Raw genomic sequence first — 24,063 nt, 5'->3', positions numbered from 1 at the left:
CGCATCCCCGGCCGCGGTTGACCCGGGCCTCGGCCTGACAGCACATTGTGCCTCGCCAAACGACAAGCGAGCGCGCGATGCCTGATCTGTCCCAAGAGACTCCCTACGCCGACGGCAAGATCCTCAAGCAGGTCACCGACGGCGTCGGAATCATCACCTTCAACAATCCCGACAAGCGCAACGCGATGTCGCTGGAGATGTGGGAGGGATTTGGCGAAGCGCTGACGTCCTTGCGCGACGACGAGGCGGTGCGCGTCGTGATCCTGCGCGGCGCCGGCGGCAAGGCGTTCGTCTCGGGCGCCGACATCAGCCAGTTCGAGAAGGTCAGGCACAACGCGGCCGCGTCCGAGGAATACGGCAAGCGCAGCGCGGCCCAGCGCGCGCTGCTCGCCGATTTCCCCAAGCCGACGATTGCCTGCATCCAGGGCTTCTGCCTCGGCGGCGGCATGCAGGTCGCGATGCTGGCCGACATCCGCATCGCCGCGCATGACAGCCAGTTCGGCATTCCCGCGGCGAAGCTCGGCATCGCCTATGGCTATGACGGGTTGAAGCATTTGGTGTCGCTGGTCGGTCCGTCCTGGGCGCGGCTGTTGATGTATACGGGCATGCGCATCGATTCCAGCGAGGCGCTGCGCATTGGCCTCGTCGAACGCGTGATCCCGGACGACCAGCTCTGGGGCGAGACCATGGCCATTGCACTGACGATTTCGCAGAACGCGCCGCTCGCGATCAAGGCCGCCAAGATCACCATCGCAGAGGTGCTGAAGGACGAAAGCGCGCGCGACATGGGCGCCATCAAGGCGATCGGCACCGCCTGCATGGACAGCGCCGATTTCCGCGAGGGCCGGCAGGCCTTCATGGAGAAGCGCAAGCCCCAGTTCAGGGGAAAGTGACTCCTCCGTCGCTGTGAGCTCACATCTCTCGCCACCGTCATTGCGAGGAGCTCTTGCGACGAGGCAATCCAGAATCTTCCGCGGTGAGATTCTGGATTGCTTCGCGGAGCCTGTCATCGGCCGCGCTTCGCGCGGACCCGGTGGCTCGCAATGACGAGGTGGAGAGACCAAGCACACCAGGAACTCTCACCTAAGCTGAACCTTCATTCACCAAGATTAAATTCCTCACTTCCCCGCATCGCGATAGCAACCAATTGATCCGCCGCAGGTTCTCCCGCCACCAACGAGGGAGATCGCGATGAAACTCAAACTTGCCGTTCTTGGTCTGGCTGCGCTCGGCAGCGCGGCGCTGGCGTCGGGACAAGCGCTGGCGGCGATGCCGAACGGCATTCCCCAAGCTGATCAGGTCGCCGGCGGTCCGGCCGCCCAGGTCGACCAGGTGCGGATGGTCTGCAACGCCTGGGGCCGCTGCTGGTGGCGCCCGAACTATTATAGCGCCTATGGTTACTATGGCCCGCGCCCGTTCTACGGACGTCCCTGGGGCTGGCGGCACCGCTACTGGCACCGCTGGTAGATGACGAAGGGGCCGCAAGGCCCCTTTTTTGGGTACGCTCGCTACAGCGCCCCGAGCACCGCCCTGGTGATATCGGCCGTGCCGTTGCTGCCGCCGAGCTCCATCGGCTTGAGCCCGCCGGCATAGACCTGGTCCACCGCCCGCTCGATTTGTTCGCCGGCTTCCGCGACGCCTTCGAGGCCGTGCTTGTCGGCGAGCCAGTCCAGCATCATCGCGGCCGACAGGATCATGCCGGTGGGATTGGCCTTGCCCTGCCCCATGATATCAGGGGCGGTGCCGTGACACGGCTGGAACACGGCGTATTTGTCGCCGATATCGGCCGACGGCGCCATGCCGAGGCCGCCGATCAGGCTCGCGGTGATGTCGGAGACGATGTCGCCGAACATGTTCTCCATCACCATCACGTCGAAATCCCAGGGACGCTTGACCAGCATCGCCGAACAGGCATCGACATAGAGATGATCCGTCTTCACATCGGGATGACGCTGGGCGGCTTCGTCAAAGATCCGGCGGAAGAAGGCAAACGCCTTGAACACGTTCGCCTTGTCGACGCACGCGAGGCTGCCCTGCTTGCCGCGCGCCTTGCGCCGCTCGGCGAGCCGGAACGAGAATTCGAACAACCGCTCCGAGGTCTTGCGCGTGATGACCAGCGTTTCGCGCGCGTCCTCATGGGTGACGATGCCCTTGCCCATCGAGGCGAACAGGCCTTCGGTGGATTCGCGGATCACGACGAGATCGATGCCGCGCTTGTCGGCACCGACGATCGGGCTCGGCACGCCCGGAATGAGACGCGCCGGACGCACGCCGGCATAGAGATCGAAGATGAAGCGGAGCTCGATCTGCGGCGCGATCTCGGTGTTATCGGGATAGCGCACCGACGGCAGGCCGCAGGCCCCAAGCAGGATGGCGTCCGCCTCCTCGCACAGCTTGATGGTCGAGTCCGGCATCGACTTGCCGGTGGCGAGATAGTTGTTGGCGCCGGCAGCCGCCTCGGTAAAGCGGAAGCGCAGGCCTGACCTCGTCTCGATCTTGCGCAGCACCTCGAGCGCGGGCGCCATGACTTCGGGACCGATGCCGTCACCGGCAAGCACGGCAATGTGGAAGGCGTTGTTTGCGGACATGGGAGTTCCTAAAGAGAGCCGTCATTCCGGGGCGATGCAAGCATCGAACCCGGAATCTCGAGATTCCGGGTTCGGTCCTTCGGACCGCCCCGGAATGACGTAAAGAAATGTTACGGCGTCAGCACCGTGCGCCCGACCACCGCGCCCTGCTGCAATTGCAACAGCGCATCGTTGGCTTTGCTGAGCGGCGCCGTCGTCACCGGGATCGGCGGGATCTTCTTGGCGCGCACGAGATCGAGCAGCTCCTGCGTTTCGCGCAGGTTGCCGACATAGCTGCCCTGGATCGTCACGGCCTTGATCGGAATCAGCGGCAGCGCCCAGGTCGCGCCGCCACCGAACAGGCCGACGATGACGAGCTTGCCGCCCTTGGTCAGGCAATCGAAGCCGAGCTGCGTCGTGGCAGAGTTGCCGACGAGATCGATCACGGCGCGGATCGGACCGCCCGCTTTCTTTGCGAGCTGCTCCAACGCGTCGCCCGCCTTGGGATCGACCGTGGCGAGCGCGCCGGCCTTCTCCGCGGCCTCGCGCTTCCTGGCATCGATGTCGACCATGATCGCGCCCTTGCCGCCCATCGCCTTGAGCAGCGACAGCGCCATCAACCCGAGGCCGCCGGCGCCGAACATCACGATCGGCGTGTCAAAATGCTGCTCGACCTTCTTCAGCGCGCTGTAGGTGGTGACACCCGAGCAGGCATAGGGCGCGGTCGTGGCAGGATCGAGCCCTTTGAGATTGAGCAGGTAGCGCGGATGCGGCACCAGCATGTGGTCGGAATAGCCGCCGTCGCAATAGACGCCGAGCGAGCGCGGCGTCAGGCACATGTTCTCGTCACCGGCAAGGCACGTCGCACACTTGCCGCAACCGATCCAGGGATAGACCAGGCCGACGTCCCCGAGCTTGAGGTCGCCCTGGTCGGTCGGCTTCACATCGGGACCGAACGCCAGGACTTCACCGACGGTCTCGTGGCCCATGGTCAGCGGCAGATTGATGCCGCGGTCTTTCAGCGACAGCGGCTTGCGGCCGTGACCAAGATCGTAGCCGCCTTCCCAGATGTGGAGATCGCTGTGGCAGACCCCGGCAGCCTTCACCTTGATCAGCACCTGCGTGCCCGTGGGCTGCGGCGTCGCTTCGTCGAACTCCTGCAGCGGCGCCTTGAATTCGGCGACCTTGAAACTCTTCATGGCGTCCTCCCGGCATGCTTGTCGTCGCGCCACCATGCCATGGGCGGCGGGGCGAGACAAACCCGGCAGGGGTCTTAAGTCAGGCCAGCGGATGATGACAAGCCGCGAACTGGCCGGATGCGACCTCGCGCAGCTCCGGTATCTCCGCGCTGCATCGCAGGTCTGCTCGCGGGCATCGCGTGCGGAAACGGCAGCCGGATGGCGGCGCAATCGGCGATGGCGGCTCGCCGGTCGCCACGCTTTCGGCGGGACGAACATCCGGATCAGGCACCGGGATCGCCTGCAGCAGCAGCGCGGTGTAGGGATGCAAGGGGCGTGCAAACAATTGCTCCGACGGGGCGACCTCGCAGAGCCGGCCGAGATACATCACCGCGACGCGATCGCTGACGGCTTTGACCACGGCAAGATCATGCGCGATGAACAGCAGCGTCAGGCCGAAGCGCGCCTTCATCTCTTCCAGCAGATTGAGGATCTGCGCGCGGATGGAGACGTCGAGCGCCGAGACCGGCTCGTCGCAGACGACGAATTCCGGATTGAGCACCAGCGCCCGCGCGATGCAGATGCGCTGGCACTGACCACCTGAGAATTCATGCGGCAGGCGGTTCTCCACAAGATCGGGATCAAGCCCGACCGCGGAGAGCACCTCCTGGACGCGCCGTTTGCGCTCGGCAGCGTCCTTGACGCCGGCAATGATCAGCGGCTCGGCGACGATGTCGCCAATGCGCCGGCGCGGATTGAGCGAGGCGATCGGGTCCTGGAAGATCAGCTGCACGCGGCGGCGCATTTTTCGCAGCGCCTCGCCTTCCATCGCCGTCAGGTCTTCGCCGTCGAACAGCACGCGGCCGGATTTGGCACGGCGCAATTGCAGCACTGCGCGCCCCAGCGTCGACTTGCCGCAGCCGGATTCGCCGACCAGCCCCAACGTCTCGCCGCGCGCGACGTGAAGGCTGACACCGGAGACGGCATGCACGATCTTGTTGCCAAGACCGTATTCGACAACGAGATTGTCGACGTTCAGGAGCGGCTGATCGCGAACGGCCAGTTGCATCATGCACCCACCCCTTCCGTCATCTGGATCGGATGGAAGCAGGCATAGAGATGCTCTGATATCTCCGCGCTTTTCAGCTCGGGCTTGGCCTCACGGCAACGCCCGGTCGCATAGGGGCACCGCGGCGCGAAGGAGCAACCCTTGAGCGGTCGCGTCGGATCGGGCGGGCGGCCGGAGATGGCCGGCAGCGGCGTGTGCGGCGCGGTCTCCAGCTTCGGGATCGCCGCCAGCAGTGCCTCGGTGTAGGGCATGTGCATGCGCTTGAACAAGGCCAGCGTCGGTGCGCGCTCCACCACCCTGCCCGCATACATCACCGCGACCTCATCAGCACGGCCGGCGACGACGCCGAGATCGTGGGTGATGATGATCATGGCCATATGGCGTCGCCGCTGCTCGCGCGCCAGCAGATCGAGAATTTGCGCCTGGATGGTGACGTCGAGCGCCGTGGTCGGCTCGTCCGCAATCAGCAGTTTTGGCTCGCAGGACAGCGCGATCGCAATGGCAATACGCTGGCGCATGCCGCCGGAGCATTGATGCGGATATTGCGCCAGCCGCTGCTCCGGCGCGGGAATCCCGACGGCCGCGAGCAGCTCGATGCTGCGCTTGCGCGCCGCGGGCGCATCGAGCTCGAGATGCTCCTGGATCGTCTCCATCAACTGCGTGCCGATCGTGAGCACCGGATTGAGCGAGGTCATGGGATCCTGGAACACGACAGCGAGCTCGCGCGCGCGCAGGCGCCGCAGGCTTTCAGGGGCGAGCCGGACCAGATCCTGGCCATCGAACATCACGCGCCCGGAGAGTTTTGCCTTGTTCGGCAGCAGCTGGAGCACCGCGCGCGACAGCATGGTCTTGCCGCAGCCGGACTCGCCGACGATGCCAAGCGTACGGCCCGCCTCCAGCGACAGATCGACGCGATCAACCGCGCGCAAATTGCCGCGCGGCGTCGGCAGCTCGACGGCGACATCCTCGATGGTCAGGAGCGGCATACTCACAGCGCCCCCTGACGCGGGTCGGTCAGCGCCCGCATGGTGTCGCCGACGAGATTGAAGGCCAGCACGGTCAGGAACAGCCCGGCTGCCGGCAGGAAGGCCAGCCGCGGCGCGACGTCGAGACTGTCGCGCCCCTCGCCGATCATGCTGCCCCAGCTCGCCATCGGGGGCGGCACGCCAAGCCCGAGGAAGGACAGCGCGCCCTCGACCACGATGGTGACGGCGACGCCGAGCAGGAAGAAGGCCAGCAGCGGCAGGATCACGTTCGGCAAGAGCTCACGCAGCAGGATGCGCGTGTGGCTGGCGCCCAGCGCCTCAGCCGCAATTACGAACTCGCGCCGCGCCAGCGACAGCGTCGCCGCGCGCGCCACCCGCATGAAGGCAGGAATACCGAGCACGCCAAGGATCACGGTCAGATTGGGAATGGACTGGCCGAGATAGGCCGTCACCGCGAGGGCAAAGATCAGCGGCGGAAAGGCGAGAAGCACATCCATGCTGCCGACCACCAATGTCTCGAACCGGCCGCGGAAATAGCCGGCGAGAAGGCCCAGCGCGCCGCCGATGCCAAGACCGATCATCGGGGCGATCAGCCCAACCGTCAGTGACACGCGCGCGCCAAAGATCAGACGGGCAAGCTCGTCGCGGCCAAGGCCGTCGGTGCCGAGCCAATGCTCGCCGGAGAACGCGGCGCGGCGCTCCAGCATGTCCATGTCGACAGGGTTCTGCAGCGGCAGCACCGGCGCCAGAATCGCCAGTGTCAGGATGATCGCGAGCCAGCCGCTCGCGATCCAGAACAACAGGCCGAGCTTGCGCCCGCGGCGGATCGGCTCGGATGCAATCTCGTCCTGGATTGACAGCTCAAGCGTGGCCATGGCGGATCCTCGGATCGAGCACGGCGTAGAGCATGTCGACGATGAAATTCACGATGACGAAGCCGCAGGCCACCAGCAGCACCACGCCCTGGAGGATGACGAGGTCCCGGGTGTAGATCGCGCCGACCAGCAGCCGGCCGATGCCCGGCAGTGCGAAGATGGACTCAACGATCAGCGTGCCGCCGAGCAGGCGGCCGATATTGATGCCCGTCACCGTCACCAGCGTCAACGACGACGGTTTCAGCGCGTGGACGAACAGGATGCGCGAAGGCTTCAGGCCCTTGGCTTTGGCCAGCGCAATATAGTCCTCTTGCAAGGTTGCGATCATGTCGGAGCGCAGCACGCGCATGATCCCCGGCCATTCCGCCAGCGCCAGCGTCAGGGCCGGCAGCACGAAGAAGCGCAAATTGGCCAGCGGATCCTCGGTTAACGGCACATAGCCAGTCGCCGGCAGCCAATGCAGCTCGACCGCGAACAGGTAGATCAGCAGGATCGCGACCAGAAAGGACGGCATCGACAGCATCGCAAAGGCGCTCCCGGTCATGAAGCGGTCGAATGCGCCGCCCGCGCGCGCGGCACAGGCGATGGCGACAGGAACGCCGATCAGCAGGCCGATGAACTCGGCCATCAGCATCAGCTCGAGCGAGACCGGGATGCGCTCGCTGACCGCCTGCAGCACCGTCTGCCCGGTGCGGAACGAGCGACCGAGATCGCCTTGAAGCAGGTGACCGAGCCAGCTCAGGTAACGCCACCACAGCGGCTGGTCGAGCCCCATGTCATGGCGCAGCGCCGCGACCTTCTCGGGCGTCGCCTGATCGCCCAGGATGACATAGGCGAGATCGCCCGGCAGCAGCGAGGCGATCAGGAACGTGAGCAGCGAGACGGCAAGCAGGACCGGCACAATGTACAAGAAGCGGCGCGCAACGAAGCCGACCATGCGCGGGCTATTCCTTCCAGACGCGGGACACGTCGATCATCCCACTGTACATCTTAGGCAGCCCTTTGATGTTGGCGCTCGACACCGCGTAATAGGTGTTCTGGAAGGTCCAGAACCAGATCGCTTCCTTGTTGATCACACGCGTGGCCGCACAATAATCCTCGATGCGCTTGTCGATCTCGGCAGTCACACGCGCGTGCTCGAGCAGCTTGTCCAGCTCCGGATTCGAATAATTTGCCAGTGCGACCGGACTGCCGGTGTGAAAGTTGGCGAACATCTGCGGATCGGGATCGGCGAGGTCGACGATGCGCCATGGGAGAAGCTGGAATTGCCGCATGAAGCCGCGCGGCGGAATGGTCGCCTGGTCGACCTGGTCGAGCTCCATGCTGGCACCGACATTCTTCCAGAATTGCTGCAACACCTGTCCGATGATGCGGCCGCGCGGAGTGGCCGTGACCACCATCTTGAATTCGACCGGCTTGCCATACTCCTGGATCAGGGCCTTGGCCTTTGCGACGTCAAGTGGCAACGCGCCGTCATCCTTGCACTTGACCCACGAGCCGTCGCCGTACGGATTTGTCGCGGGCTTGGCGAGCCCGTTCGTGACCGCCTGTGACATCTTCTTGCGGTCGATCGCCATCACCAGCGCCTGCCGCACCCGGACGTCATCGAAGGGCGGTGCCTTCGTATTGAATGCGTAGACCTGAGCGCCCGAGCCCGTATAGCTGTGCACGGTCAGCTTCGGATTCTTCTGAGCCTTCTGAAGATTGTCGGGATCGTATTCGTCATCCCAGATAAGATCGGCTTCGCCCGACTGCAGGCTTGCAAAGCGCGATTGCGCGTCGGGCAGCGGCTTCAGGATGATGCGATCGAGAAAAATCTTGTCCTTGTCCCAATAATCGGGATTCCGCTCCAGCACCATGCGATCGCCGGCGGTCCATGACTTCAGAATGTAGGGCCCGGTGCCGACGGGGTTGCGGTTGTAATCGTCGCCCCTGGTCTTCCAGGCGGTCGGCGAATGCACGGCGGCGTTCTGGTGCGGATAGGACACCAGCGTCGGATAATTCACGGAAGGATCGTTCAGATTGTAAACGACCGTCAGCTCGTCGGGCGCCTGAACGTTGTTGACTGCAGCGATGTAGAATGCGCACCGGCACTTGTTGGCGGGATCCTTCTGCCGGTCGAAATTGGCCTTGTAAGCCTCGGCGTTGAACGGCGTGCCATCGTGGAACTTGACGCCGGGGCGCAGCTTGAACGTCCAGGTCTTGAAGTCGTCTGAATGGGTCCAGGACAGCGCAAGCCTGGGCTGTGGTTCGCCTTTGTCGTCGAGATAGGTCAGCGTGTCGAAGATGGCGGCGGCCGGGGTGAGCGCGGCCGCATCGTAGACGCCGACCTTGAGCGGATCGAAGCCGGGAACGTCGAGCTCCAGCCCGACGGTAATGCTGCCACCGGCCTTCTGCGCCTGCGCGGGCTCTGCCAATGGAAGGAACGCAAATGCCGTAGCAAGGAAAATCGGCGCGCGCTTGCGCGCCGCGGCAGCGATGTTCGTCATGGTTCCTCCCGGGATCCCTCGTCCGATGTTTCGGATCGTTGAATGACTCGGGCGAGATTGGCGAGAAATGCTCGCCACGGCAAGAGGAACGGAAGGGGGTTCGATGCCGCTTATATGCGGCGTGACGTGCTCAGCCGATCGCTTCTGTTTTGCCTGACGGAATTGGCGCATCATCGGCGAGGCCAATCTCCCCGCGCAGTTCGCGCGTGTGCTCTCCGAGCGCAGCGATGGTCTTGCCCGGCCTCGTATCGGCGCCCGTCATCCGGAACGGCAGATTGATGACCCTAAACGAGCCGCCGCCATCCTCCACGGATGAAAGCGCCTGCCGGTGCGCCAGTTGCGGATCATCAAGGGCTTCCTTGATGGTGCGATAGGCCGAGGCCGGCACGCCGGCCGCGCCTAGGGCGACAAGGCAGGCGTCAGTCGACAGCTGCCGCGACCAGGCCTCGACGCCGTCCATCATGTCGGCCCAGTGCTCGCGCCGTGGGGCGTAAGACGAAAAGCGCGGATCGGAGATCCATTCGGGGCGACCGATCACACCCATCAAGGCCTGAAAGGTCTTCTCGCTCGCGACAGTGATCATGACATAGCCGTTGGCGGTCTCAGTCGGGCCGAACATCGGCCGCGGCGGCGGCTTGACCGCAAATTGCGAGCTCTGCAATTCGATCACCGTCAGCGTGAGCATCGACTCCAGCATGGAGACGTCGATGTGCTGGCCGAGCCCTGTCACGGTGCGCTGATAGAGCGCGGAGGCGATCGCACCAAAACCATAGGTGCCGGTGACGACATCGGCATGGTAGATGCCGCAATAGTCCGGCCTGTTGCGGCCGGGCTGGTAGGCAAGATGCGCCATGTCGTAGCCGGAGGCCGCATGGATCACCGGTGCGTAGGCCGGCAGCTCGGCCGACGGACCGGTCTGGCCGTAGCCCGAGATCGAGCAGTAGATCAGCCTGGGATTGACCGGGCGGAGGCTGTCGTAGTCGAGCCGCAGCCGGCGCATCACGCCCGGGCGAAAATTCTCGACCAGGATGTCCGCGGTCGCGACCAGACGCCGCACCGCCTCCCGACCGTCCTCGGACTTGAGGTCGAGCACCACGCTCTTCTTGCCGACATTGAGCTGACCGAACACGGTGCTGAAGCCCTTCCGCAGCGGCGGCCGCGTCCGCATCGTCTCGCCCTCGTCGGTCTCGATCTTGATGACCTCGGCGCCCATGTCGGCCAGCATCCGCGCGCAATGGGGTCCGGCGATCGTGGTCGAAAAATCCAGCACCCTGAGGCCGGCGAAGGCCTTTGTCGTCGTCGCTTCGTGCTTATCTGCTAATTGCATCCGCCCTCGCCGAGTCCCCAGTCCATTTGGAACTATCGTTGTTCTCTCTTGTTGGTGCGCCGACCCTAGATGGCGGCGGCCGAGTAGGAAAGTCTTTACCGAGCCGGTGCGTCTCACGGGGGGGCCGAGAATATCGAGAGGCAACTGGACCCGATCTTGCATAGCAGCAATCGGGATCGGAAGAGGGCAGCCGTTCTTGAGGGTCTTATTCGTTACGACAGAGATGGACGACTTCGTCCGCGTCGGCGGACTTGGTGCCGTTTCCGCGGCCCTCCCAAGAGCGCTCCGCCCCTTCGCCGATATCCGGATCATGCTGCCCGGCTATCGCGACATCATCGAGCAACTCACGCATATTCAGGTCGTTGGACGCTGCCCGGCATTTGCGGAGATGCCGGCCTGCTCGCTTGGACGGGCCGCGACCAAGGACGGAATGCCGGTTTATGTGCTGCTGTGCTCGCAACTCTACGATCGTCCCGGCAACCCATACGGTGACGAGTCCGGGCGCGACTGGCCCGACAACGACATCCGCTTCGCGCGCTTTGCTTCGGCTGCCGCTGAGCTTGCCATGGGCAAGCTGGACAAGAATTGGGCAGCAGACCTGATCCATGCCAATGACTGGCAGGCCGCGCTCGTACCGGCCTACCTCGCCTGGCAAGGCGCCAAGCTGCCGTCGATCCTGACCATCCACAACCTCGCCTATCAGGGTCTGTTTCCAAAGGAGTCGCTGCGGCGAATCGGCATCCCCGAAAGCTCCTTCCACATCGACGGCGTCGAGTTCTACGACCAGCTCTCCTTCCTCAAGGCAGGCCTGGTCTACGCCTCGCACCTCACCACCGTCAGCGGCACCTATGCGCGCGAGATCACCACGGAGGAATTCGGCTGCGGCCTCGAAGGCCTGCTGCGCGTCCGCTCCGACGCGTCCGAGCTCACCGGCATCCTCAACGGCATCGACGAGAGCTGGGACCCGCGCTCCTGCGCCCAGCTCGCCCAACAATTCGGCGCCGGCGACTGGGTCGGCAAGAAAGCCAATGCGGACTACGTGCGCAAGCAGTTTGGCCTCGCGGTCTCGCGCGGACCGATGTTCGGCATCGTCGCGCGCCTCGTGCACCAGAAGGGCATCGACCTCGTGCTGTCGGCCGCCGACGAGATCATCGATGCCGGCGGACAGATCGTGGTCACCGGCTCCGGTGAGCCCGCGCTGGAGCAGGCGCTGATCAACGCGCATCGCCGCCGCCCCGATGCCATCGGCGTTGCCATCGGCTTCAACGAGGCGCAGGCCAGGCGCATCTTCGCCGGCAGCGATTTCACCCTGATGCCGTCACGGTTCGAGCCGTGCGGTCTCAGCCAGATGTACGCCCAGCGCTTCGGCTCGCTGCCGATCGGCCACCAGACCGGCGGCCTTGCCGAGACCATCACCGACGGCGAGACCGGCTTCCTGTTCTCGCGCCCCTCGCACGAATCCTTCCTCGGCGGCGTCCGCCGCGCCTTCGAGGCGTTCATGGCCCAGGACCAGCTCGACACCATGCGCCGCAGCGCCATGGGCCGGTCGTTCTCGTGGAGCATCTCGGCGGGAAGCTACACCAAGCTGTACAGGAAGCTGGCGGTAGCGTGAGGCTGGGGGCGTCTCCTCATTCTCCGTCATTGCGAGCGGAGCGAAGCAATCCAGACTGTCTCCGCGGAAGCGGTCTGGATTGCTTCGTCGCAAGAGCTCCTCGCAATGACGGCGCGCGTGTGGCACGAGCGGGCGCTTTCACCCCTTCCCGCGCACATCCATCTTCGGCCGGCCGATCCAGGCGCGATTGAGGCAGCGTGTCAGCCAGTCGGGCTGCGGCTCGCCGCGCAGGCGCGCCTGCGCTTCGTGGTAAGGGCTGGCATAGCGCAGCCTGTCGGGCAGTTTCGGATAGATGCGCCGGATCCATCGCAGCGCTGTGTCGGCAGAGCTTGCGTCCCGCTCGTCAATCGCAAGCCCGAAGCCGGCGCGGAGCCGCTCCGGCAGCATCTTTGCGGTGAGCGCCCGATACCAGCGCGGCGGCCGCAACCAGGGCCGCGCGCCACCAAGGATCTGCGCGGCGATCTCGCGCGCGGCCGGACCGACGGTCAACGTCTCCGATTGCATCATCTTCGCCGTATAAGCCGCAAAGCCAGCCCAGTCCGCCGGCAGATCATCATCAGTCAGTCCGAACAGCGCGCCATAGGTCCGGCTCTCGGCCCAGTAGCGCTCGCGCTCCTCGACCATAAGCGGAGGCAGGATCAGGTCATGCGCCATCAGCGCCGACCCGACCAGCGTCGCATGAACCCAGCGCAGCGACGCGATGTCGTTGGCGCAGTAGCGCGACCCGGCCGCGAACGGGCCGACGGTCTCGGGCATCTCGCCGACGATCATGGTGTGGCGCCGGTGCAGTTGCCGGGCCGACAGCAGCGCCCGGTCGAGCGAGCCGAACACCATGGCAAAGACGACGTCGAAGGTGCGGTGAAAGCGGCCGACCGGATCGACAAGGGTCGTCGAGTGCTCGGCAATGGCGGCCGCCACCCAGGGATGGGCGAGCTGAAGCAGCAGCGCGCGGCCGGCACCGAGAAAGACGGCGGCTTCGCGGTCGATCCGCCAGGTCATCGAGTCCGGGCCGAATACGCCGGCGACCGGTCCTGCGGCTGCAGCCCGCACCTTGTCGAGAGCAGTTTCCAGATCGTCTTCCGAGACCACCTTTGCGACACCTTCCGATTGCGCAAGCGATGACGATCCACAAGGCCTGTGGCAATTCGATGAAGCGAACCGCTACTCCGCCGCCAGCGGCATCTCGTCGATATGATCGTGCAGCACGACACCCGACAACGGATCGAACTCGCCGATCCACGGCGTACGCGCCAACACCGACCTTGTATGCGCATAGCCGGCGTCCCAACGCTGCTTAATGCCGGACGGGCTGAAGTCGATGTCCTTGGTATGGGTCTCGCGCGCGAGCTGCGGCGCCAGCAGCCGCACGACATGCATGCGCGTCGAGCAGCCGTAGGCGATCAACTCCCTCACCGCGGGATCATCGCGCTCGCCCTCGGGCAATCGCGCCGCAAGCTGGTTGATGACGTGGCGCAAGCGATGGGCCTGTTGCTGGCGCTCGATCTGGCTCGTGATCCGGCTGGAATATTGCACGTCCTTGTGCCGGGTCAGGACCTCTCTCATCGTCGTCGGTTCGGCGCCGACGGGATTCCACAGATGCACGGAGAAGATCAGCGAATCCCGGCGCGGATTGTCGTCGAACACGGCTTCCGTCGGCGAGTTCGAAAGAATGCCGCCGTCCCAATAAAGCTCGCCGTCAATACGCACCGCCGGGAAGGCCGGCGGCAGCGCGCCCGAGGCCATCACGTGCTTCACGGTCAGCTCACAGTCGCGCGTGTCGAAATAGCGCATCTGGCTGCTGCCGACATGGGCAGCACCAACCGTGAGGCGCGGCGCGCCGCAATTGGCGCGGCCGAAATCGACGAGCTCGGCCAGCGTGCGCTCCAGCGGCGCTGTCGAATAATAGCCGGCGCGATCGGCGCCGAGCGGAAAGCACTCGCCGGCATGCGCCAGCGGATTGGGCTGGAAGAAGCCGGCAATGCCGTGGGCAACTGTCGACCAATAGGCAAGCGCGTCATCGAAGCCGGGAACGCCCGACGGTAGAGGCCAGGCCGGCTTCTGCTCCATCCGCTTCCAGAATTCCTTCAGGCGCGCGAGCCTGACTTCCGGCGCATTGCCGGCGATCAGGCTGGCATTGATGGCACCGATCGAGGTGCCGATCACCCAGTCCGGCTCGATGCCCGCCTCATGCAGGGCCTGGTAGACACCCGCCTGATAGGCGCCGAGCGCGCCGCCGCCTTGCAGCACCAGCACGATCTGTCCCGGCAGGCCGCTCGGCCTGCACACCCCGGCATTTCCCATGCCCGCCGCACTCCTGCTCCGGAAGAGCCCTACGCAAAATCCTCCGTCATTGTTACGCCCGACGACCATCGGCCGTCCAGCAACCATCGTCCGGGAGGGAGTGCAGAAGCCTGGGGAACCAAGGATACGTTAACGCTTTGCCGGCGCCTCCTGGGGCGGCGGCTCGTCGTCCGCAATCGCCCGCCAGGCGGCACCGTCAAGATCGTCGTACTGGCCGCTGCGGAGCGACCAGAGGAAGGCGGCAAGGCCCGCACCTCCAAGCATCAGCGCCAGGGGCACCAGGATGACCAGGATCTCCATCACACCATCTCCCGCGAGGCGCTGCGGGCCCGCAGCGAGTTCAGCATGACCAGGATCGAGGATCCGCTCATGGCGGCCGCGGCAATCAAGGGCGTCACCACGCCGCTGATCGCGACCGGCACGGCCAGCACATTATAGCCGATCGCAAGCCAGAGGTTTTGCCGCATCAGATGCAGCGCCTTGCGCGCGGAATCGATCGCCGCGACGACCGGGGCCAGCGGCCGGCCGAGGAAGACGAGATCGGCAGTGGCCTGGCTCAGATGTGCCGCCGAAATCGGCGACATCGAGACATGGGCTGCCGCCAGCGACGGTGCATCGTTCATGCCGTCGCCAACCATCAGGACCTTGCTGCCGCGCCGCTTCAGCTCCTCGATCCGCGCGATCTTGTCGGCGGGCGTGACGCCGGCGCGCCATTCGGCGATGCTGAGCGCGTGGGCTGCCGCAATCACCGCGGGCTCGCGGTCGCCGGAGAGGATCTCGACGCCGATGTTGCGATCCTTCAGCGCGGCGATCACGGCCTGCGCATCCGGCCGCAGGCCTTGCCGCACCGAGAGGATGAATTTCTCAGCGCCCTTGCTGAAAGCCACGATAGACGCTTCAGGATCCAGCGTGGCGCGACCGACCAGCGCCTCGGCGCCGCAGAAGGAGGGACGGCCAAGGCGGAGCTCGACACCGTCCACCACAGCACGGACGCCCTGCCCGGCTTCCTCGACCGCGCCCACGATCGGGGACTTTGCATCCGCAGCCTGCGCAACCGCGGCAGCGACCGGGTGATGGCTCGACAGCGCGAGCCGGCCGGCGAGCGCAAAACTGTCGGGGGGAATGTCAGCCGCATTGGTCACATCGAGATCCGGCAGCGTCAGCGTGCCTGTTTTGTCGAAGATGACGTGATCCGCCTCGGCAAGACGCTCGATGGCGTCGCCGGAATTGAGCAGCACACCGGCCTTGAACATCGCGCCCGAGGCCACCGTCTGCACGGTCGGAATCGCAAGCCCGAGCGCACAGGGACAGGTGATGATCAGCACCGCAACGCCTGTCACGATCGCATCATGCCAGCTCGTCCCCGCGATCACCCAGCCCAGAATGGTGATCAGCGCGGTGGCATGCACCACCGGCGCATAGAGGCGCGAGGCACGGTCGGCGAGCCGCATGTAACGCGAGCGCGCGGCGAGCGCGTTGTCGAGCAAGCGGGTGATCTCGGCGAGCAGAGTTGCTTCCGACGCAGCCGAAACCCGCACCCGCAAGCTGCCGGAGATGTTCATGGAGCCGGCATAGACAGGCGTGCCGCGCTCGGCCGTGACATAGAGCGTCTCGCCGGTGATCAGGCTCTGGTCGATCTCGGAGCGTCCCTCGATCACGGTGCCGTCGACGGCGCAGCGCTCGCCGGGCCGCAAGAGCACGATGTCACCGGGATGGATCGCCGCAACCGGCACCTGCGAGATCTCGTCGGGCCCGACGAATTTTGCCGCCGTCTCCGCCTTGAGCGCGGCGAGATTGCCGGCGACCGCGCGGGTCCGGCGCCGCATGTTCTGGTCGAGGAAGCGGCCGACCAGAAGGAAGGTCAACAGCATGATCGCCGCGTCGAAATAGGCGTGCTCGGCGTGATTGACGGTCTCGACCACGGACATTCCGAGCGCGAGGCACACGCCGATCGAGATCGGCACGTCCATATTGGTGGTCTTGTTCGACAGCGCCCGCCATGCCGAGCGGAAGAACGGCTGGCCGGCATAGGCCGCCGCCGGCAGCGCGATCAGCGCCGACAGCCAGTGAAAGAAGTCGCGCTGCTCGGGCAGCATGTCCGAGACGTTGCCCGACCACACCGGGATCGACAGCATCATCACGTTCATGGTGGCAAAGGCGGCAACGCCGAGGCAACGCAGCAGGAAACGCGATTCCGCCACTTCAGTCGCTTCCGCGCTCTCGGTCTCGTAAGGATAGGCCTTGTAGCCGAGCTCCTCGAGCCGGTCGATGAAACGGGCGGGATCGAGCGTGCCCTCCTTCCATTCCAGCGCGACGCGCCGGTCGGTAAGGTTCACCCGCGCCAGCGTGACGTCGGGGATCGCAGACAGGCCGCGCTCGATCTTGGCCATGCAGCCGGCGCAGTGAACGCCCTCGACCGCGAGGTCGATGTGCTGGAGGCCCGCGCCTGCGCTGCGGACGTAGTGGGAGAAATCGCGTGTCACCTGCATGGCGCGGCCTTCAGTTCAAGATGACGCGGTTGCGCGACAGGAACACGCGCTCACCTTTCGCGTCGCCCTCGATGACGAGATCCCACTGGCCGGGCGCGACGGAGGCGGCATTGCCACGATAGATGCCGATGCCGGCCTCCGCGAGCCCGACCGCGAGATCCGCGCGCTTGTCGGTCGGTCGTTCCAGGCGGCCTGCGAATTTCAATCCGGCCAACGGCTGGCCGCTTGCATCACGCGCCTCAACCTGAAGCACGGCGTTGCCGTCGGCGCGCCGCTCGATATGGGCGTTGACTTGCCATTTGCGTGAGGCCTGGTCCTGCGCCGCCGAGATCTCGCGGTCGTAGGCGAGACCCGCGGCATAGGGGCTGTCGACATCTGTGCCGGGCAGCGTCGCAATCGCGAGCTTCATCATGGTGACGTTGACACCGATCACGACGCCGAAGAAGGCGACGAGGATCAGCAAGACCTTTGTTCCGGTCAGCGGCTTGGTTGCCATTGCAGTCTCCTGGTCTTACGGCGCGACGAAATTGTCTGTGGTGGATGCAGCCTCGCCGAGCCCGATATCGGTGACGTGGAAGCGAACCGGAATCGACTTCTCCGGATTGCCCTCGGCCGGCGCAGTGACGAGCAGGCGCAGCTCGCTGGTGGAGTCGCGGGGTATCACGATCATCGGGCGGTCCGGCGTCACGGAATCAGCACCGACGACATGGATCGTCGAATTGACCGGGCCATCGATATCGATCGCGATCACGCGATCATGTCCGCTCTTGTTCAAGAGCCGGGCGGTGTAGGCATTGCGAATCGAGCCGTCGCTGAGCCTGACCGCAACCGGGTTGCGGTCATGCAGCACGTTGATGTCGAGCAGGGTGCGGGTCGCCAGCACGTAGATCATGATGCCGCCGACCGCCGCGATGATCACGCTGTAAACCATGGTGCGCGGACGGACGATGCGGTAGATCGGCGCCTTGCCCTCCTGGCGGCGGTGGATGTTGATGTCGTTGTCATAGGCGATCAGGCGAGTTGGCCGGCCGATCTTGGTCATGACATTGTCGCAGGCGTCGATGCAGAGCCCGCACTGGATGCAGCCCATCTGCGCGCCGTCGCGGATGTCGATGCCGGTCGGACAGACCGCGACGCATTGATAGCAGTCGATGCAGTCACCGACATGCTCGCCGAGCGCGCGCAGCTCGGCGGCCTTCTTCACGGAGGTGCGCTTCTCGCCGCGGTCGTAGCGATAGGTGACGTTGAGTGCCCATTCGTCGGTGAGCGCGGCCTGGATGCGCGGCCACGGGCACATATAGGTGCAGACCTGCTCGCGCATGTAGCCGGCGAGCACGAAGGTGGTCGCGGTGAGGATGGCGATCCAGATATAGGCGATGGCTGGCGCCTGGAAGGTCAACAGCTGCTTCACAAGCGTCGGGGCGTCGTTGAAATAGAGCACCCAGGCGCCGCCGGTCCACCAGGCGATCATCAGCCAGATGAAATTCTTCAGCGCTATCTCCGAGACACGCCGGATCGTCAACGCGCCGACCGATTTGTCCTTCATCATGCGTTCACGGCGGTCGCCCTCGACGAAGCGCTCGACCGCGTAGAACAGGTCGGTCCACACCGTCTGCGGGCAGAGATAGCCGCACCAGATGCGGCCGCCCACCGAGTTCATCAGGAACAGCGCGACCGCGGCGACGATCAGAAGGCCGGTGAAATAATAGACCTCCTGCGGCCACAGCTCGATGAAGAAGAAATAGAAGCGGCTGTTGGGAAGATCGATCAGCACGGCCTGGCTCGGGGCGCCGAGACCGCGGTTCCAACGGACGAAGGGCAGGAAGTAATAGACGCCGAGGCAGAACGCCATCAGGCCCCATTTGATCCGGCGGAAGGTGCCGTGGACGCTTTGGGGATAGACCTTCTTGCGGGCTGCGTAGAGCGGCCCGTAGTCATCATCTGATGTGAGGTCTTTCGGGTTCACGGCCTTGTTCATCGCTCAAGTCGCCTCGGAAGGTGCGATTAAACCTAGACCCGACGTCGCTGGGTCCGTTGATCCAGCGCAAACGGGGGCGATTTTGTTCGCCCCCGCCTGCCGCCGATCGTCAGTTTTCAGGCTATTTTCCACCGCCCAGCGAGTGGACATAGACCGCCATCGCCTTGATGGTGGCCGGATCGAGCCGCCCTTCCCAGGCTGGCATGACGCCGGCGCGGCCATTCGTGATGGTCTCGATCAGGGTCGCCTCGTCGGAGCCGTAGAGCCAGATCTTGTCGGTCAGGTTTGGCGCACCGAGCTCCTGGTTGCCCTTGCCGCCGTCACCGTGGCAGGCGACGCAATTGTCGGCAAAAATCTTCCCGCCCTTGGCAGCGTCGTAGCCGTTCCGGGTCGGAAGGCCCGCGAGCGAGCGGACATAATTGGCCACCGTGACGATCTCGTCCGGCTTCAGCACGCCGTCCTTGCCGAAGGCGAGCATCTGGCCCTCATGGGTCTTGGCGTGACCGGAGCGTGCGCCGAACTGGATGGTCTGCATGATCTGGTCGAGCGTGCCGCCCCACAGCCAGTCGTCGTCGTTCAGGTTCGGAAAGCCCTTGGCGCCGGCCGCGCCCGAGCCGTGGCACGGCGCGCAATTGTCGCCGAACACGGTCTTGCCCTTGGCGCGGGCGAGCGCCAGCAGGGCCGGATCCTTCTCGATGTCGGCAAGCGAGGCCGCGCCCAGCGCCACCATCTTGTCGCCCCTGATCTTGTCGAGGTTGGCGAGCTCGACCGCGACGTCGGCGCGCGATGAATAGCCGAGCACACCGCGCGTGTTGCCGGAGATCAACGGCCAGGCCGGATAGACGATCCAGTAGCCGATCGCCCAGACGATGGTGAGATAGAACGTAATCACCCACCAGCGCGGCAGCGGCGTGTTGAGCTCCTTGATGCCATCCCACTCATGTCCGGTCGTGGACCTGCCGGTGACGGAATCGAATTCCCCTTGATGCTCACTCATGATCTCTCACTCCTCCCGCAGCGGCAGGCGGGCTGCTTCGTCGAAGGCCGCCTTGTTGCGGGGCCAGAATGCGTAGGCGACGATCGCGAGAAAGATCGCGACGAAGACCGGCGTCCAGATCGTTGTCACGAGGCTGGATGCGAGATTGTCGAATGTCAGGATGGCTTTCATCGGTGATGCCTTCTCAGCGAAGATTGGCTTTCTCGTTGTACAGCTTGAAGTCGACCAGCGTGCCGAGCATCTGCAAATAGGCGATCAGCGCGTCCATCTCGGTCGGCGTTCCGGTCTTGCCGTCGAAATTGCGCACGACGGCCTTGGCGTAGCGCTTGGTGAAGGCATCGGCGCCGGCATTGTCAGGATCGGCCTGCGCCTTCATGTCCGCGGCCGCGTTGGCGATCTGGTCGTCGCTATAGGGAACGCCGACGGTCCGCAGCGTGCGCATATGATCGGCGATGGTCGACGGATCGACCTCCGTCGAGCTGAGGAACGGATAGCCGGGCATCACCGACTGCGGCACGATCGCGCGCGGATTGGTCAGATGGGTGACGTGCCAATCGTCGGAATATTTGGCGCCGACGCGGGCAAGGTCAGGACCGGTGCGCTTCGAGCCCCATTGGAACGGGTGGTCGAACATGCTCTCGGCGGCGAGCGAGAAGTGGCCGTAGCGCTCGACCTCGTCGCGCAGCGGGCGGATCATCTGCGAATGGCAGAGATAGCAGCCTTCGCGGACATAGACGTTGCGCCCGGCGAGCTCGAGCGGCGTGTAGGGCCTGACACCGTCGACCACCTCGATCGTGCTCTTGAGGTAGAACAGCGGCGTGATTTCAACGAGACCACCGATCGCGATCACCAGCAGGATGCCGACGATCAGGATGATCGAGTTCTTTTCGAAGACTTGATGGCGTGTCCAGAACGACATGGGAAGCTCCTCACTCCGCCGGCTGAAGAGCGACGGGCATCTGGACTTCCTGCTCGCCGACACGAACGGTCATCCAGAGGTTATAGGCCATGATCAGCGAGCCGATCAGGAACAGCGCGCCGCCGGCGGCACGGATGATGTAGAAGGGATGCATCGCCTCGACGGTCTCGATGAAGGAATATTCGAGGAAGCCGAGCGAGGTGTAGGCGCGCCACATCAGGCCCTGGAGGATGCCGGACACCCACATCGCCGAGATGTAGAGCACGATGCCGAGGGTTGCGATCCAGAAGTGCCAGTTGACGAGCTTCAAGCTGTAGAGACCCTTGCGATTCCACGCCCACGGCACCAGGCAGTACAGCGCGCCGAAGGAAACGAAGCCGACCCAGCCGAGCGCACCGGAATGCACGTGACCGATGGTCCAGTCGGTGTAGTGGCTGAGCGAGTTGACCACCTTGATCGACATCATCGGTCCCTCGAAAGTCGACATGCCGTAGAAGGCGACGGAGACCACCAGCATGCGCAGCACGGGGTCGGTCCGCAGCTTGTCCCAGGCGCCCGACAGCGTCATCAGGCCGTTGATCATGCCGCCCCAGGAGGGCATCCACAGCATGATCGAGAAGGTCATGCCGAGCGTCTGCGTCCAGTCCGGCAGCGCGGTGTAGTGCAGATGGTGCGGACCGGCCCAGATGTAGAGGAAGATCAGCGCCCAGAAATGGATGATCGAGAGCCGGTAGGAATAGATCGGCCGCTCCGCGCGCTTCGGAATGAAGTAGTACATGATGGCGAGGAAGCCGGCGGTGAGGAAGAAGCCCACCGCGTTATGGCCGTACCACCATTGGAACATCGCATCCTGGATGCCGCCCCAGGCGATGTAGGATTTTGAGCCGAGGATCGATACCGGCAGCGCGGGGTTGTTGCCGAGATGCAGAACCGCGATCGTCACGATGAAGGCGAGATAGAACCAGTTCGCGACGAAGATGTGCGGTTCCTTGCGCTTGATGATGGTGACGAGGAAGACCAGCAGATAAACCACCCAGACGATGGTCAGCCAGAGGTCGGAGTACCATTCCGGCTCCGCATATTCCTTGCCCTGCGTCACGCCGAGCAGATAGCCCGTGCCCGCGACCAGGATGAAGAAATTATAGCCGACGACGACGAACCAGGGCGCGAGATAACCCGCGAGCCGCGCACGGCAGCTCTTCTGCACCACGTAGAAGGAGGTTGCGAGCAGTACATTGCCGCCGAAAGCGAAGATCACGGCGGAGGTGTGCAGCGGCCGCAGCCGGCCGAATTGAATCCAGGGCAGATCGAAGTTCAGTGCGGGCCAGGCCAGCTGGGATGCGATGATCAGCCCGACCAGGAAGCCGGCGATGCCCCAGAACATTGCCATGAAGGAGGAGAACTTGATCGGGCCCATGTTGTAGTTGGGCCGGCCGTTGATCTCCTCGGCGGGCAAGCTCGCCGGGCGGTCGTAGTAATTGTTGACGATGAAGAACACCGCGGCAAGGCTGCCAGCTGCTCCGAGCGCAGCGTGGAAGGCGAAGGGCGCGTCAAGCGCCTTGGCCGAAGCGATCACACAGAGGAACGCGGTGACTGCGAACACGACAGCCAAGCCGCTTTCACCGATGGTCATTGATTTGGAGATGGAGGGCTGGGGCATCGCGGATTCTCTCTGAAAGAACACGCTGCCAGAAACCACATTCACCCTCGCGGGGAATTGATTGAAATCAAGACTTGCCGTTCAGTTCTTCGGATCTGGCGGTCATTTTCGCGACAGCCCGGTATTTTTGCGGCGGCGCGAGTTAAAGGCTCTCGGGGCCGCGCTTGGCGCGGACCCGTTGGCTCACAATGACGAGGTCCTGCTGTCCGGTTCCGGTCAGTCGCTCGCGGTCGCCTTCAGCGCCGCGATGACGTCCTCGCGCGCAACGATTCCGGCGAGCTTCTGGGCGCTGTCGAGCACGATGATGCTGCGGATGCGGTGCTCGACCATGATCTGGAGAACGCGCGTCAGCCGCGTGTCGGGACTGACATAGATGAACTCCGGCGTCATGACATCGCCGACCTTCCGGCCCATCAGGTCGTGATAGCGCGGCAGCATCTGGCTCGGCGTGAAGGCGAAGCACTTCAGGATGTCGAACTTGGTGACGATGCCGACGACCTGTCCGTCGTCCTCGACGGGGTAGGAATTGAAATCGTCCTGCTCGAACATCTCGCTGAGCGCGAGCAGATTGTGGTCACGCTGCACCGTCCTGACGTTGCGCGTCATGTAGCCGCCGGCGGTCTGCTCAAGGAATTTGTACACGGCTCGTCCTCATCGATTTGTCAGTACGGCCTCGCCTTCAATGCGACAGCAGCACGCAGCGCGCGGATTGCGTGACCAGATATTCCGTGACGCCGCCGAGAATAAGCTCGCTGAAGCGGGAATGGCCGTAGGCCCCGGCGACGATCAGGCCGGCTCCGACATCGCCGGCGACCCCCTCCAATCGCACGTCGGCCGTTTCGTTCCCCGCCTCCACCACGCGCGCCGTCGCCGTGACGCCGTGGCGGGCGAGCCAGGCGGCGACGTCGCTGACACGCTCGGCAACGACCGCATGGTCTCCGTCCGCCTCAGGAATCTCGACGATGGTGACGTCCTTCGCCTTGCGCAGCATGGGCAGCGCGTCAGCCACCGCCCGCCGCGCCTCGGGCGTGTCCTTCCAGGCCACGAGCACGCTGCGCAGATCGAGCCACTTGATCCCGTCGGGCACCACCAGCAGCGGCCGGCCGGCCTGCATCACCAGATCCTTGGGGCTTGCGAGCGCAAAGGAATCGGAGAAGGCGGGGCTCTGTCCGCCGCTGACGACGATGTCGGCACAGCGCGCCTGCGCTGCGACGAATCGTGCGGGGAAGTCCGTGGCGCTGCGCCATTCCACCCGTCCGCCGCGGGCCTTGGTCGCGGCGCGGAATTGCGTCTCCAGGCCGGCAAGGCGCCCCTTGATGGAGGTTTCTTCCTGATCGATCAACCGCTGAGCTGCGATGCCGTCCGTGAAATAAAGTGGCGGAGCGAACCGCGCCGCGGCGACCCCGACGATCGCCGCCTCGAATCGTTCGGCAAGCTCGCCGGCGACCTGAAGGCGCGCATCGTTGGGCTGGCCGAGCGCCAGGCTGACCATCACCGTCGCGTATGTCATCGGAAGCCTCCAGTGCAAATCTATTTGATGAAAATGTACGCCCCGCCTGACTTCCGGAGATGAGATAGATCAAGCGCTCCGCCTCCACCCGCCGACCGGCGACGGA

At 64.7% G+C, this 24,063-nt stretch carries 23 protein-coding genes; 3 read left to right on the top strand and 20 right to left on the bottom strand.

Annotated elements, in window-relative coordinates; genetic code table 11:
* Window positions 1–77: 77 nt before the first annotated feature.
* Window positions 78–893, top strand: a complete 816-nt coding sequence (locus tag XH80_RS30570; protein ID WP_057753349.1) for an enoyl-CoA hydratase — start codon at window positions 78–80, stop codon at window positions 891–893.
* A 298-nt stretch (window positions 894–1,191) separates the two neighbouring features.
* Complete coding sequence (locus XH80_RS30565) at window positions 1,192–1,467, top strand: hypothetical protein (protein WP_220000733.1); 276 nt, start codon at window positions 1,192–1,194, stop codon at window positions 1,465–1,467.
* A 41-nt stretch (window positions 1,468–1,508) separates the two neighbouring features.
* Here XH80_RS30565 and XH80_RS30560 read toward each other — a convergent pair whose 3' ends face one another.
* From XH80_RS30560 to XH80_RS30525, 8 genes are all read right to left on the bottom strand, one after another.
* On the bottom strand, window positions 1,509–2,588 hold the full coding sequence (locus XH80_RS30560; protein ID WP_271601789.1) for an isocitrate/isopropylmalate dehydrogenase family protein: 1,080 nt from the start codon (window positions 2,586–2,588) through the stop codon (window positions 1,509–1,511).
* 110 nt (window positions 2,589–2,698) lie between these two features.
* Complete coding sequence (locus XH80_RS30555) at window positions 2,699–3,766, bottom strand: alcohol dehydrogenase (RefSeq protein WP_271601788.1); 1,068 nt, start codon at window positions 3,764–3,766, stop codon at window positions 2,699–2,701.
* Window positions 3,767–3,845: 79 nt separating this feature from the next.
* On the bottom strand, window positions 3,846–4,817 hold the full coding sequence (locus XH80_RS30550) for an ABC transporter ATP-binding protein (RefSeq protein ID WP_271601787.1): 972 nt from the start codon (window positions 4,815–4,817) through the stop codon (window positions 3,846–3,848).
* Window positions 4,814–5,806, bottom strand: a complete 993-nt coding sequence (locus XH80_RS30545; protein ID WP_439405354.1) for an ABC transporter ATP-binding protein — start codon at window positions 5,804–5,806, stop codon at window positions 4,814–4,816. The genes XH80_RS30550 and XH80_RS30545 overlap by 4 nt, the downstream gene beginning before the upstream one ends.
* The gene (locus XH80_RS30540; RefSeq protein WP_271601786.1) at window positions 5,803–6,675 is read right to left on the bottom strand and encodes an ABC transporter permease; all 873 of its coding nucleotides are present in this window, start codon (window positions 6,673–6,675) and stop codon (window positions 5,803–5,805) included. Before XH80_RS30540 ends, XH80_RS30545 begins: the two co-directional genes overlap by 4 nt.
* Window positions 6,662–7,612, bottom strand: a complete 951-nt coding sequence (locus tag XH80_RS30535) for an ABC transporter permease (RefSeq protein WP_271601785.1) — start codon at window positions 7,610–7,612, stop codon at window positions 6,662–6,664. The genes XH80_RS30540 and XH80_RS30535 overlap by 14 nt, the downstream gene beginning before the upstream one ends.
* Before the next feature lie 7 nt (window positions 7,613–7,619).
* Window positions 7,620–9,164, bottom strand: coding sequence for an ABC transporter substrate-binding protein (locus XH80_RS30530; protein ID WP_271601784.1), 1,545 nt, complete (start codon window positions 9,162–9,164; stop codon window positions 7,620–7,622).
* Window positions 9,165–9,294: 130 nt separating this feature from the next.
* Window positions 9,295–10,491, bottom strand: coding sequence for a CaiB/BaiF CoA transferase family protein (locus tag XH80_RS30525; RefSeq protein ID WP_271601783.1), 1,197 nt, complete (start codon window positions 10,489–10,491; stop codon window positions 9,295–9,297).
* A gap of 196 nt (window positions 10,492–10,687) precedes the next feature.
* On the opposite strand from XH80_RS30525, the gene glgA reads away from it, so the two are divergent.
* Entirely contained in the window at window positions 10,688–12,103 is a 1,416-nt protein-coding gene (gene glgA / locus XH80_RS30520; RefSeq protein ID WP_271601782.1) for a glycogen synthase GlgA, read from the top strand.
* Window positions 12,104–12,241: 138 nt separating this feature from the next.
* Here the strand turns inward: glgA and XH80_RS30515 are convergent, their stop codons facing one another.
* From XH80_RS30515 to XH80_RS30460, 12 genes are all read right to left on the bottom strand, one after another.
* Window positions 12,242–13,192 carry an oxygenase MpaB family protein gene (locus XH80_RS30515; protein ID WP_271601781.1) on the bottom strand — a complete coding sequence of 317 codons (951 nt, stop codon included), beginning with the start codon at window positions 13,190–13,192 and terminating at the stop codon, window positions 12,242–12,244.
* Window positions 13,193–13,264: 72 nt separating this feature from the next.
* Window positions 13,265–14,404, bottom strand: a complete 1,140-nt coding sequence (locus XH80_RS30510; protein WP_271601780.1) for a patatin-like phospholipase family protein — start codon at window positions 14,402–14,404, stop codon at window positions 13,265–13,267.
* Window positions 14,405–14,533: 129 nt separating this feature from the next.
* Window positions 14,534–14,704 carry a cbb3-type cytochrome oxidase assembly protein CcoS gene (ccoS, locus tag XH80_RS30505; protein WP_057753377.1) on the bottom strand — a complete coding sequence of 57 codons (171 nt, stop codon included), beginning with the start codon at window positions 14,702–14,704 and terminating at the stop codon, window positions 14,534–14,536.
* Complete coding sequence (locus tag XH80_RS30500; protein WP_271601779.1) at window positions 14,704–16,893, bottom strand: cation-translocating P-type ATPase; 2,190 nt, start codon at window positions 16,891–16,893, stop codon at window positions 14,704–14,706. The genes ccoS and XH80_RS30500 overlap by 1 nt, the downstream gene beginning before the upstream one ends.
* A gap of 10 nt (window positions 16,894–16,903) precedes the next feature.
* Window positions 16,904–17,389, bottom strand: coding sequence for a FixH family protein (locus XH80_RS30495; RefSeq protein WP_271601778.1), 486 nt, complete (start codon window positions 17,387–17,389; stop codon window positions 16,904–16,906).
* Window positions 17,390–17,404: 15 nt separating this feature from the next.
* Window positions 17,405–18,871 carry a cytochrome c oxidase accessory protein CcoG gene (gene ccoG / locus XH80_RS30490; protein ID WP_271601777.1) on the bottom strand — a complete coding sequence of 489 codons (1,467 nt, stop codon included), beginning with the start codon at window positions 18,869–18,871 and terminating at the stop codon, window positions 17,405–17,407.
* A 121-nt stretch (window positions 18,872–18,992) separates the two neighbouring features.
* Window positions 18,993–19,868: a cytochrome-c oxidase, cbb3-type subunit III gene (ccoP, locus tag XH80_RS30485; RefSeq protein WP_271601776.1), complete on the bottom strand. Its 876-nt coding sequence runs from the start codon at window positions 19,866–19,868 to the stop codon at window positions 18,993–18,995.
* Between the two features lie 6 nt (window positions 19,869–19,874).
* A complete protein-coding gene (locus tag XH80_RS30480) occupies window positions 19,875–20,039 on the bottom strand; it encodes a CcoQ/FixQ family Cbb3-type cytochrome c oxidase assembly chaperone (protein ID WP_057753387.1) in 165 nt (54 codons plus the stop codon).
* Window positions 20,040–20,052: 13 nt separating this feature from the next.
* Entirely contained in the window at window positions 20,053–20,787 is a 735-nt protein-coding gene (gene ccoO / locus XH80_RS30475) for a cytochrome-c oxidase, cbb3-type subunit II (protein ID WP_271601775.1), read from the bottom strand.
* Between the two features lie 10 nt (window positions 20,788–20,797).
* Window positions 20,798–22,447 (bottom strand): cytochrome-c oxidase, cbb3-type subunit I, encoded by a 1,650-nt coding sequence (gene ccoN, locus XH80_RS30470; protein ID WP_271601774.1) that lies wholly within the window; start codon window positions 22,445–22,447, stop codon window positions 20,798–20,800.
* Between the two features lie 216 nt (window positions 22,448–22,663).
* Window positions 22,664–23,089, bottom strand: a complete 426-nt coding sequence (locus XH80_RS30465; protein ID WP_271601773.1) for a CBS domain-containing protein — start codon at window positions 23,087–23,089, stop codon at window positions 22,664–22,666.
* A gap of 37 nt (window positions 23,090–23,126) precedes the next feature.
* Window positions 23,127–23,957, bottom strand: a complete 831-nt coding sequence (locus XH80_RS30460; RefSeq protein ID WP_271601772.1) for a universal stress protein — start codon at window positions 23,955–23,957, stop codon at window positions 23,127–23,129.
* Between the last annotated feature and the right edge of the window lie 106 nt (window positions 23,958–24,063).

The organism is Bradyrhizobium sp. CCBAU 45384 (assembly GCF_028128665.1).
GTDB classification, from domain to species: domain Bacteria; phylum Pseudomonadota; class Alphaproteobacteria; order Rhizobiales; family Xanthobacteraceae; genus Bradyrhizobium; species Bradyrhizobium manausense.
Note: the sequence above shows the minus strand (reverse complement) of the source record. Positions and strands in the feature narration are given on the sequence as shown.

Coding starts and splice junctions, on each gene's coding strand:
- XH80_RS30570 (WP_057753349.1), top strand. CDS start 78: ATGCCTGATCTGTCCCAAGAGACTCCCTACGCCGACGGCAAGATCCTC.
- XH80_RS30565 (WP_220000733.1), top strand. CDS start 1,192: ATGAAACTCAAACTTGCCGTTCTTGGTCTGGCTGCGCTCGGCAGCGCG.
- XH80_RS30560 (WP_271601789.1), bottom strand. CDS start 2,588: ATGTCCGCAAACAACGCCTTCCACATTGCCGTGCTTGCCGGTGACGGC.
- XH80_RS30555 (WP_271601788.1), bottom strand. CDS start 3,766: ATGAAGAGTTTCAAGGTCGCCGAATTCAAGGCGCCGCTGCAGGAGTTC.
- XH80_RS30550 (WP_271601787.1), bottom strand. CDS start 4,817: ATGATGCAACTGGCCGTTCGCGATCAGCCGCTCCTGAACGTCGACAAT.
- XH80_RS30540 (WP_271601786.1), bottom strand. CDS start 6,675: ATGGCCACGCTTGAGCTGTCAATCCAGGACGAGATTGCATCCGAGCCG.
- XH80_RS30535 (WP_271601785.1), bottom strand. CDS start 7,612: ATGGTCGGCTTCGTTGCGCGCCGCTTCTTGTACATTGTGCCGGTCCTG.
- XH80_RS30530 (WP_271601784.1), bottom strand. CDS start 9,164: ATGACGAACATCGCTGCCGCGGCGCGCAAGCGCGCGCCGATTTTCCTT.
- XH80_RS30525 (WP_271601783.1), bottom strand. CDS start 10,491: ATGCAATTAGCAGATAAGCACGAAGCGACGACGACAAAGGCCTTCGCC.
- XH80_RS30510 (WP_271601780.1), bottom strand. CDS start 14,404: ATGGGAAATGCCGGGGTGTGCAGGCCGAGCGGCCTGCCGGGACAGATC.
- ccoS (WP_057753377.1), bottom strand. CDS start 14,704: ATGGAGATCCTGGTCATCCTGGTGCCCCTGGCGCTGATGCTTGGAGGT.
- XH80_RS30500 (WP_271601779.1), bottom strand. CDS start 16,893: ATGCAGGTGACACGCGATTTCTCCCACTACGTCCGCAGCGCAGGCGCG.
- XH80_RS30495 (WP_271601778.1), bottom strand. CDS start 17,389: ATGGCAACCAAGCCGCTGACCGGAACAAAGGTCTTGCTGATCCTCGTC.
- ccoG (WP_271601777.1), bottom strand. CDS start 18,871: ATGAACAAGGCCGTGAACCCGAAAGACCTCACATCAGATGATGACTAC.
- ccoP (WP_271601776.1), bottom strand. CDS start 19,868: ATGAGTGAGCATCAAGGGGAATTCGATTCCGTCACCGGCAGGTCCACG.
- XH80_RS30480 (WP_057753387.1), bottom strand. CDS start 20,039: ATGAAAGCCATCCTGACATTCGACAATCTCGCATCCAGCCTCGTGACA.
- ccoO (WP_271601775.1), bottom strand. CDS start 20,787: ATGTCGTTCTGGACACGCCATCAAGTCTTCGAAAAGAACTCGATCATC.
- ccoN (WP_271601774.1), bottom strand. CDS start 22,447: ATGCCCCAGCCCTCCATCTCCAAATCAATGACCATCGGTGAAAGCGGC.
- XH80_RS30460 (WP_271601772.1), bottom strand. CDS start 23,957: ATGACATACGCGACGGTGATGGTCAGCCTGGCGCTCGGCCAGCCCAAC.